Origin of the sequence: Streptomyces sp. NPDC006544 (genome assembly GCF_040611715.1) — a bacterium.
Lineage (GTDB): Bacteria > Actinomycetota > Actinomycetes > Streptomycetales > Streptomycetaceae > Streptomyces.
Map to the genome: position 1 here is coordinate 1 of NZ_JBEXOV010000170.1, position 9,183 is coordinate 9,183.

Annotated in this window: 11 protein-coding genes; 4 read left to right on the forward strand and 7 right to left on the reverse strand. The window is 72.0% G+C overall.

Translation table 11 applies throughout. The features are described from left to right. Window positions 1-123 precede the first annotated feature (123 nt). The 3 genes from ABZY44_RS36600 to ABZY44_RS36610 all read right to left on the reverse strand — a co-directional run bounded on the left by ABZY44_RS36600 (window position 124) and on the right by ABZY44_RS36610 (window position 1,914). Window positions 124-390: a DUF4235 domain-containing protein gene (locus ABZY44_RS36600; RefSeq protein WP_356661690.1), complete on the reverse strand. Its 267-nt coding sequence runs from the start codon at window positions 388-390 to the stop codon at window positions 124-126. After that, complete coding sequence (locus tag ABZY44_RS36605; protein WP_356661692.1) at window positions 387-779, reverse strand: DUF3618 domain-containing protein; 393 nt, start codon at window positions 777-779, stop codon at window positions 387-389. Before ABZY44_RS36605 ends, ABZY44_RS36600 begins: the two co-directional genes overlap by 4 nt. A 142-nt stretch (window positions 780-921) precedes the next feature. Further along, window positions 922-1,914 (reverse strand): magnesium and cobalt transport protein CorA, encoded by a 993-nt coding sequence (locus ABZY44_RS36610; protein WP_356661694.1) that lies wholly within the window; start codon window positions 1,912-1,914, stop codon window positions 922-924. A gap of 194 nt (window positions 1,915-2,108) precedes the next feature. On the opposite strand from ABZY44_RS36610, the gene ABZY44_RS36615 reads away from it, so the two are divergent. Beyond that, entirely contained in the window at window positions 2,109-2,468 is a 360-nt protein-coding gene (locus ABZY44_RS36615; RefSeq protein ID WP_356661708.1) for a DUF1622 domain-containing protein, read from the forward strand. Between the two features lie 36 nt (window positions 2,469-2,504). Here the strand turns inward: ABZY44_RS36615 and ABZY44_RS36620 are convergent, their stop codons facing one another. Continuing rightward, window positions 2,505-3,278 (reverse strand): response regulator, encoded by a 774-nt coding sequence (locus ABZY44_RS36620; RefSeq protein ID WP_356661696.1) that lies wholly within the window; start codon window positions 3,276-3,278, stop codon window positions 2,505-2,507. Window positions 3,279-3,395: 117 nt separating this feature from the next. Here ABZY44_RS36620 and ABZY44_RS36625 point away from each other — a divergent pair, with 117 nt between their 5' ends. From ABZY44_RS36625 to ABZY44_RS36635, 3 genes are all read left to right on the forward strand, one after another. Further along, window positions 3,396-5,000: a CHASE3 domain-containing protein gene (locus ABZY44_RS36625; RefSeq protein WP_356661698.1), complete on the forward strand. Its 1,605-nt coding sequence runs from the start codon at window positions 3,396-3,398 to the stop codon at window positions 4,998-5,000. 89 nt (window positions 5,001-5,089) lie between these two features. Beyond that, a complete protein-coding gene (locus ABZY44_RS36630; protein WP_356661710.1) occupies window positions 5,090-6,268 on the forward strand; it encodes a fused response regulator/phosphatase in 1,179 nt (392 codons plus the stop codon). Window positions 6,269-6,284: 16 nt separating this feature from the next. After that, window positions 6,285-6,680: a hypothetical protein gene (locus tag ABZY44_RS36635; protein ID WP_356661700.1), complete on the forward strand. Its 396-nt coding sequence runs from the start codon at window positions 6,285-6,287 to the stop codon at window positions 6,678-6,680. 6 nt (window positions 6,681-6,686) lie between these two features. Here the strand turns inward: ABZY44_RS36635 and ABZY44_RS36640 are convergent, their stop codons facing one another. From ABZY44_RS36640 to ABZY44_RS36650, 3 genes are read right to left on the reverse strand one after another with little or no spacing between them, the layout of a single operon-like run. Beyond that, on the reverse strand, window positions 6,687-7,079 hold the full coding sequence (locus ABZY44_RS36640; RefSeq protein ID WP_356661702.1) for a VOC family protein: 393 nt from the start codon (window positions 7,077-7,079) through the stop codon (window positions 6,687-6,689). A gap of 54 nt (window positions 7,080-7,133) precedes the next feature. Continuing rightward, window positions 7,134-7,877, reverse strand: coding sequence for a response regulator transcription factor (locus tag ABZY44_RS36645; protein WP_356661704.1), 744 nt, complete (start codon window positions 7,875-7,877; stop codon window positions 7,134-7,136). Further along, window positions 7,874-8,986 carry a sensor histidine kinase gene (locus ABZY44_RS36650; RefSeq protein ID WP_356661706.1) on the reverse strand — a complete coding sequence of 371 codons (1,113 nt, stop codon included), beginning with the start codon at window positions 8,984-8,986 and terminating at the stop codon, window positions 7,874-7,876. The genes ABZY44_RS36645 and ABZY44_RS36650 overlap by 4 nt, the downstream gene beginning before the upstream one ends. Between the last annotated feature and the right edge of the window lie 197 nt (window positions 8,987-9,183).

The following is a 9,183-nucleotide window of genomic DNA, read 5'->3' on the forward strand; positions in this document are numbered from 1 at the left end:
AACCCACCCCCCCCCCGCGGTTATTTGGGGTCCCGGGCCGGCCGGGGCGCTGGTGCCCCTCTCGGGGGGGGGGGGCCGGGCCGGCCCCGCCCCCCCCCGGGGGGCCGGCCGGCGCCGCGGTGGTCAGCCCGGCCAGGTGCCCGTCAGGCGTCGTACGGCCACGGCGCCGCCTCGGTCGACCGAGGCCTTGACCACGGCGAAGATCGCGCCCTGGAGGGCTGCGGCGAGCAGGATCTGCTGCCAGGTGCGGTCCTCGTCCGTGGCGTCGGGGGCGTCGCCTTCCCCTTCGACGACCTTCCACGCCTGCTTGAACGCGGCGCCCGCGATCAGGCCGCTGACGGCGCCCAGAGCCAGCCCGACGGGCTTGTAGGCGATCTTGGACGCTTTCATCGGCGCCGTCCCCGGCTGCGGCGCACCAGGAGGAACACCATCAGTACGGCGCCGGCGGCGAGGAGGGGGGTGCGGTTGGCACGCGCGGCCGTCGCCGCTTGGCCTGCCTTCTCCATCAGGGGGTCGGGAGCCTTGTCCGCGACCAGCTGCGCGGCCTGCCCTGCCGTCGTACGGATCTGGTCCGCGACCTGGGCGGCCTTCGCGGCCGCCTCCTCCTTGACGGCGGCCGTCTTCTCCTTGGCCTGGGCCGTGATGTCGGCCTTGGCCGCCAGGGCCTCCACCGTCTGTCCGAGTTCGTCGCGCGTGCGCTCGACCTTCGCGCGCAGCTCCTCCGGGGAGGAGGCGTCGGGGGCGGGGGTGCCGATGCTGGTTCGGGCGTCGTCGTTCATCGGTGTGCCTTCTCCTTGGTCTCGGTCGCTTCTGCCGGATCGCGATGTGTGCCGTCGCACGCGCGACTACCCCGCAACCGCCTCCGTATCCGCCCGAAGTCGTTGCTCTCCCGAAGGACGGCGCGCGTCCGCCGTCCTCGGACTACAGCCATCCGTTGCGGCGGAAGGCCCGGTACAGGCCGCCCGATGCCGCGGCCATGAGTCCGACGGCGAGCGGGTAGCCGTAGGTCCAGCCGAGTTCCGGCATGTGCTCGAAGTTCATTCCGTAGACGCCGGCGACCATGGTGGGGATCGCGAAGATCGCCGCCCACGCCGAGATGCGCCGCATGTCGTCGTTCTGCCAGGTACCCACCCGGGCCTGCTGCGCGTCGAGGACCGAGTTCAGCAGCTCGTCCAGGGTCCGCACCTCGATGTCCGTGCGGTGCAGGTGGTCGGCCACGTCGCGGACGTACGGCGCGCTGTGCGCCTGGTGCTCCTCCCCACCGGGGCCGCCCAGGAGACCTTGCACCACCGGGACGAGCGGCTGCACCGCGTCGCGGAACTCCCTCACCTCTCGCTTCAGCGAGTAGATCGCCTGCGTGTGGTCGACGCGGGAGGTGGAGAAGACCTGGTCCTCCAGCCGGTTGAGGGCGGCGCGCACCCGGCCCGCGGCGTCGCTGTAGGCGTCGACGGCGACGTCCAGCACGGCGTGCAGGACCGCCCAGGGACCGAAGCGCAGCATGTCCGGGGCGGCGTCGAGCCGGCGGGCGGCCTCGGCGCACGGGTCGACCACCCCGTGGCGCACGGTGAGTACATAGTGGGTCCCGACGAAGAGCATCATCTCGCCGGTCTCCACCGCCGCTTCGTCCTCCACGTACCAGAGCGTCTTCAGCGCGACGGCCAGGACATCGCCGAACCGTTCCCGCTTCGGCCGCTGTCGCGCGTGCACGGCGTCCTCGACGGCCAACGGGTGCAGTCCCAGCTCCTCGGCGAGCTGGACCAGCTCGTCCTCGGACGGATCTGCGAGCCTCACCCAGGCGAACTCGCCGTCCCGCAGACCGCGGAGCCGCTTGAGGGCGAGCCGGCAGGCTTCGTCCGGCAGTTCGCACTCCACGAGTTCCGAGCGGCCCGCCTGGTCGTATATGACGCATTCCATCTCCCGCGCATGCGCCGAAAGCCGGACTTTATGCGCGCCCGCGGCCCCCTTTCGGGCTCCTCCCTGCCCCTGGTGTCTCCGGTACGCCTGCCGGAAGGCGATTTCGGGCCCGCCCCGTGGAGCGACGAGGACGGGGTAGAGGGGGTCACATGAACACGGCGAAGGAACTGGCGTCCGAGACCGGGGTACGCGAAATGATCGGGTGGCTGGTGCACGCCATCGAGGCGGCCGGCGCGCTGATCATATTCGTGGGCGCGGTGTGGGCGTTCGCGCGCTTCGCCACGACCGGCCTGCGCAGGAGTTCGCTCATCGGCGAGTTCAACAAGATCCGTCTGAGTCTGGGGCGCTTCCTCGTCCTCGGGCTGGAGTTCCAGCTCGCGGGCGACGTCCTGCGCACGGCCGTCGCCCCCAGCTTCAGGGAGATCGGACAGCTGGCGGCCATCGCCGCCATCCGCACCGTCCTCAACTTCTTCCTCACCCGGGAGATCGCGCAGGAACGCGCGGAGATCGAACACGACCGCCAGGAGCCCGCGCCGCGCGCCGCGATCTCCTGAGGCGGCCGGCCCCCGCCGGCGTCAGCCGGGCACGGTTCAGGTGCGGGGCAACCGGGTGGCGGTCTCGAGGTAGAAGGCGTCGATGCTCTGGACGGCGCGCTCGAACTCCTCCAGGTTGACGGGCTTGGTCACGTACGCGTTGGCGTGGCTGCTGTAGGCCCCGGTGACGTCGTCGGGGGCGGCCGAGGTGGTCAGGACCACGACGGGAATGGTCTGGAACTCGTCGTCCGCCTTCAGGATCTTCAGGAGGTCCCGGCCGTTCATGCGGGGCATGTTGAGATCGAGCACGATCAGGTCGGGACGCACGCTTTCGGGGTTGCGCAGGTGTTCCAGGGCGGCGACTCCGTCGGTGACCTGGACCAGGTTGCGGGCCCCGCGGTCGGAGAGCGCCTCTTCGATGAGCATGGCATCGGCCATGTCGTCCTCGACGAGCAGGACGTCGAAGGCGCGGGCGGGGGTGGTCATCATCGGATGCTCCGTGGGTACTTCGTCGGTGTGGGTGAAGAGCCCCGGCCAGCGGCGCCGGGCGCCCTGGCGGGTCATGCCGCAGGCGGCGCCGATCTGCGGATAGCCGGCGCCCGCCCGCGCCGCCGCCACGGCCGCTTCCTGTTGGAGGCGTGCGGTCGCCCGCTGCAGCTGGTCCAGCAGATGCAGGAGGGTCAGGGCCTGTGCGGGGCCCGCGTCCGGCGGAGGTGGGGCTTCGACCAGGAGTTGGAGGGCAAGATGCCGTGCAAGGGACCCGACCGCCGCGTCCGCGACGGCGGCCGTTTCCGGCGGGGTGGTCCGCAGTACGAAGTTCTTGCCAGGCATACCGGGAACCTTAGGCCCTGATCCAACCCCACGACAACAAGAGTTGTCGGACACCCTCTACAGTGGCCGATGCCCGCGTATGTTGCATGCGGCGATCACAGCGGAGGGGTAGACCGTATGAGCCCGGACACGAGACCTCGTGCGCGGCAGTTTCCCACCTGGACGACCCGACGCTGGCTGCGGGTCGGGGCGGCCGTGTCACTGACGGTCCTCACCGTCCTCGGGCTGACGGGAGCGTGGGTCCTGGGCCGTACGGCATCCCTCAGCGACGACCTCGTGGACGTGAAGTCCCCCGCACTGAGCACGTCGTTCCGCCTGGAGTCGGCGCTGCTCAACCAGGAGACCGGTGTCCGCGGCTACGGGCTCACCGGAAGTTCCGACTTCCTCACGCCCTACCGGCAGGGGCTCGAGGACCAGGCGGCCCACACCGCGACGCTCGCGGAGCTGCTCCACGACGACGCGGCCGGCCTGAGGGACCTGGCGGCCGTGCAGGACGCCATCGAGACCTGGCAGGAGAGGATCGCCCGCCCGATCGCCGCCGCGCCCGCCGGAACGCCCTCGGTGCTGACCACCGAGCGCGCCGCCGAGGGCAAGCAGACCTTCGACGCCGTCCGCGGCGCCCTGAGCAGCCAGCAGGAGCAGCTGCGTGCGGACCGGGCCCGGGCGGTGGAGGACCTCGGGGCCACGATGGGGCTGCGCAACGGGGTCTTCATCGCGATCGCGCTCGTGATCGTCGCCCTCACGGTGCTGGCCTTCGAGGCCCTGCGCCGCGGCATCACCGAGCCCCTGGACCAGCTCGGGGCGGATGCCCGCATCATCGCCGGCGGTGATTTCGATCACCCCATCGTCCCCACCGGCCCCGCTGACCTGCGGCGCCTCAGCGGCGAGATCGACTTCATGCGGCGACGCCTCGTACGGGAGCTGGCGTTCACCGAGGAGGCCCGCCTGCGCCTCGACACACAGGCGGCGGACCTCCAGCGTTCGAACGCCGAGCTCGAGCAGTTCGCGTACGTGGCCTCCCACGACCTCCAGGAGCCCCTGCGCAAGGTCTCCAGTTTCACCCAGCTCCTCCAGCGCCGTTACGGCGGCCAGCTGGACGCCCGCGCCGACCAGTACATCGACTACGCGGTGGACGGCGCCAACCGCATGCAGGTCCTCATCAACGACCTCCTCGACTTCTCCCGCGTGGGCCGCGTCCACGCCGAGCTCCGGAACCTCGATCTCGGTCCCGTGCTGGACCGGACCCTGTCCGCCCTCAGCGTGAGCATCGAGGAGACGGGGGCGGTGGTCACCCACGACCCGTTGCCGACCCTGGCCGCCGATCCGACACAGATGGGCATGCTGTGGCAGAACCTGATCGGCAACGCGATCAAGTTCCACCGCCCCGGTGAGACCCCTCGGGTGCACGTGACGGCGGTCCCCGAGGGGGAGCTGTGGCGGTTCACCGTCACCGACAACGGGATCGGCATCGCACCGGAGTACGCCGAGAAGGTGTTCGTCATCTTCCAGCGGCTCCATACCAAGGACGCCTACGACGGCAGCGGCATCGGACTGGCGATGTGCAAGAAGATCGTCGAATTCCACGGCGGCACCATCGGGGTCGACCCCGGGTTCCGCAACGGGGCCCGCATCACGTTCACCCTGTCCACCGAGCCTCCCAGGGCCGCGGACCCATCCGACCTGCCGCAGGCGACCCGCGCCGACGTGGAGCCGGCGCCGTGACCGCGCGCGCGACCACCTCCGCCTCCGCTTCCGCCTCGGCTTCCCTGCAGGCGCCGGCCCCTGTCTCCGCCGTCGCGGCCGCGGCCGCGGTGGACGTCTCCGGCGGATCCGCGTCGGCCCCGCTCTACCGCATCCTCCTCATCGAGGACGACGAGGCGGACGCCGTACTCGTCGAGGAACTGCTCCACGACACGGGGCTGCGGTTCGAGCTGACCACGAGGACGACCCTCGCGGGCGCCCGCACCGAGCTCGCCACCCGCGCGATCGACTGCATCCTGCTGGACCTGCACCTGCCCGACGTCTCCGGCACCGAGGCGATCGCCGCCATCAGGGAGCCGGCCCCGCACGCCGCCGTGATCGTCCTCACCGGCCTGTCCGAGAGACAGGCCGGGGCCGAGGCGATGACCGCCGGCGCCCAGGACTACCTCGTCAAGGGCAAGGTCGAAGCGGACCTCCTGCACCGCACGATCCGCTACGCCGTCTACCGGAGCCGCACCGAACGCGCGGGCGCCGAAGCCCAGAAGGCCCGTCTGCGCGCCGAGGAGAACGCCCGTCTGGAACGGGGACTGCTCCCCCAGCCCCTCCTCGACACCTCCACCGTCACAGTGACCAGCCGCTACCTGCCGGGTGCCGAAATGGCCCTGCTGGGCGGTGATTTCCTCGACGTGGTGGAGAGCGACGACGGACTGCTGCACGCCGTCGTCGGCGATGTCAGCGGACACGGCCCCGACGCCGCCGCCCTCGGCGTCTGCCTGCGCATCGCCTGGCGCTCGCTCATCCTCGCCGGACACCGCGGCCCCCACCTGCTGCACCTGATGGAACGCATCCTGATCGCCGAACGCGGCCCCCAGCCCCTGTTCGCCACCTGCACGCTCCTCACCCTCGACCAGAAGGCCGCCACCGCCACCCTCCACCTCGCCGGCCACCACGAACCCCTCCTCACCACCGCCGAGGGGACCCAGGAGCTCGTCGCCTCGCACGGCATGGCCCTGGGCATAGCCCCGAAGCTCGGTACCTGGCCCGCCACGGTGATCTCGCTGCCCGCCACCGGAGCACTGACCCTCTACACCGACGGACTGACCGAAGGACACGACGGTGCCAACACCGCGCGCCTCGGCGTCGAGGGACTCCTCGCGCTGATCCACGACCTGCCGCCGACCGACCCGGCCACCCACGTCGACCTCCTCATCGCGGAGACCCAGGCACGGAACGCCGGCCGTCACACCGACGACCTCGCCGTCCTGCGCCTCGACTGGAACCACGCCTGACCCGCACACCGCCCACGTGAGCCGTGCCGCGCCGGCCCCCGCCCGTCGTCACCGGCGCGGCAGAGCGTTCACGGTGTGGGCCGCCCTCCGGTCCCTGGGCCGATCGGGTGTGGCCGACCTCGTCGAGCGGCTGTGCCGCCACGCCTCCGCGTCCGCCGCCGGCATCGCCCGGACCGACGGCGCGACGGTCCTCAACGACGTGGGGTTCACCCAGGTCTGCGCCACGTTCGGCACCGACGAACGTACGGAACGGGTCCTCACGCGGCTGCTCGCCGACGGCACGGCGTGGATCAGCGGCTCCACGTGGCACGGCCGGCGCGTCATGCGCATCTCCGTGAGCAACTGGTCGACGACCGACGACGACCTGGCCCGCACGCTCGACGCGATCCGGCGCGACTCTGACGGCCCCTGAGCGCCGCTACTCGGGCCGTGTGGCGATCTGGATCAGGTTGCCGCAGGTGTCGTCGAAGACGGCGGTCGTGACGGGGCCCATGTCCAGGGGCGTCTGGACGAAGCGGACGCCGAGGGCGCGCAGGCGCTCGTACTCCGCTCTGACGTCCTGGACGGCGAACTGGGCGAGCGGGATGCCGTCCCTGACGAGCGCGTCGCGGTAGGGCTTGACGGCCGGGTGGCCGGCGGGCTCCAGGAGCAGCTCGGTGCCGCCGGGCTCCTCGGGGGAGACGACGGTCAGCCACCGGTCCTTCTCGCCCACCGGGACGTCGTACTTCTTCACGAAGCCGAGGATCTCGGTGTAGAAGTGCAAGGCCTTGACCTGGTCGTCGACGAAGACGCTGGTCAGGTGGATCTTCATGGGGTGCTCTTCTCCGGTTCGGACGTGCTGGTGTCTCGTCCCGCGCCGCGGCCGTCAGGGTGCGGGACGGACGGACCTGGTCGTGTCGTGCCCGTCGCCGGGCGGGTTCCCGGCCGACGCGCGGGCGGTGACCAGGCCCGATTCGTAGGCCGCGATGACCGCCTGGGCGCGATCGCGCACGGCGAGCTTGTCGAAGATGCTGGTGATGTAGTTCTTGACCGTCGAGAGGCTGATGTCCAGGGCGCCGGAGATCGCGGTGTTGTCGAGGCCGGTGGCCATCAGGCGCCACACCTCGACCTCGCGGGGGGTGAGCTCGCCCCGGCCGGTGGCGGTCGGCGGTGGACCGGCGGGGACCCGCACGTACGCGGAGATCAGCCGGGTGAGCAGGCGCGGGGCGACGACGGCCTCGCCGGCGTGTACGGTACGGATCGCCGCGCTCAGCTCCTCGGGGGAGCTGTCCTTGGGGAGGAAGCCGTAGGCTCCGGCGCGCAGGGCGCCCACGACGTACTCGTCGAGGTCGAACGTACTGAGGGCCAGGACCCGGCAGTCGGGCACGGTGACGGCCAGTTCCGCGGTGGCGCCGACCCCGTCCAGGACGGGCATGCGGATGTCCATCACCGCCACGTCCGGGCGCAGTTCGCGGGCGAGGGTGACGGCGTGCGCGCCGTTCTCGGCCTCTCCCACCACCTCGAGGGACGGGTCCGGGGAGAGGATCAGCGACAGGCCGCGGCGGACCAGCGGCTGGTCGTCCACGATCAGCACCCTGATCCTCGGCCGTGTCGGCCCGGGCCCGGTCATCGGTGTGCTCCCTCGTGCTGGACGACCGCCTCGGCCGCTTCCTCCGCGGTCAGCGGCAGGTCGGCCACCACGGCGAACCCGCCGTCGGACTGCGGGCCGGTGGTGAGAGTACCTCCGTGCAGGGCGACGCGCTCGCGCATCCCGACGAGGCCGTAACCGCCCGAGCCCACGGCCAGCGCGCCCTCCTGCGGGGGTGTGCCTCCGCCGTCGTCCCGCACCTCGACGGTGATCCGCTCCGGGTGGTACGTCAGTCGTACGGACGCGCGGGCGGGCCCCGCGTATTTGCGGGCGTTGGTGAGGGCCTCCTGGGCGATCCTGAACACGGTGAGGCCGACGGTGGGCGGCAGCGGGCGCTCGGGCCCGCGGACGCTGAGTTCGGTCGGCAGTCCGGCGAGGCGGGACTCGGCCACCAGGCGCTCGAGGTCGTCGGCGCCTGGCTGGGGCAGCGCCGGCCCGTCTTCCGGTTCGTCGCCGGCCCGCAGCACGTCGAGGAGCTGGCGCATCTCGCGCAGCGCGAGCCGGCCGGAGGCCTCCAGGGTGACCAGGGCGTCCTGGACCACGTCCGGCCGGTCGATGTTGGCCCGGGCTCCGCCGGCCATCAGCTGCATGGTGGTGATGTGGTGGGCCACGATGTCGTGCAGCTCCCTCGCGATGCGACGGCGTTCCTCGGCCACCGCACGGTCGGCGAGGAGCCCGCGGTTGGCCGCCACCTCCCGCTGCCACCGGTTGACCGCCATGGCGCCGCCCACGACGATCAGGGTGGACAACGGGGGCCCCATGGCCTCCTGCAAGGTCGGCGTCCGGCCGATGCACTGGCCCAGCAGCATCAGGGACACCGTGGCGAGGGCGGCGACCGCCGTCACCCGGCCGGGGCGCGCCCGGGCGACCGAGTACAGGGAGACCACCAGGACGGCACCGAAGTGGCTCGGCAGCGGTACGGTCACGGCCGCCGTCACGTCGAGTGCCAGGACGGCGGCGAACGCCGCCACCGGGTGGCTGCGCCGGGCGAGCAGCGGTACGGCCGCCAGCGCGACGAGGAGGAACCCGGCCACGCTCACGTCGTGCTGCCCGGCCGGGTCGTTGAAGAGCGCGTAGCTGAGCAGGTTCATGGCGCAGGCCCCGCCGGTCACCAGGGCGTCGTTACGGGTCCACGGCGGCTCGGCACGGTCCGTGTCCGGCGACTCCCGGCCATCGCCGGGCCCGGTGCGTCGGTCCGCTGGAACCCCGAACGCGACCTCTTCGAAGTCGACTTCACCCAACTCGACGCCGGCGGAGAAGCCGAAGCCCTCGGCCGCACCTACACCCG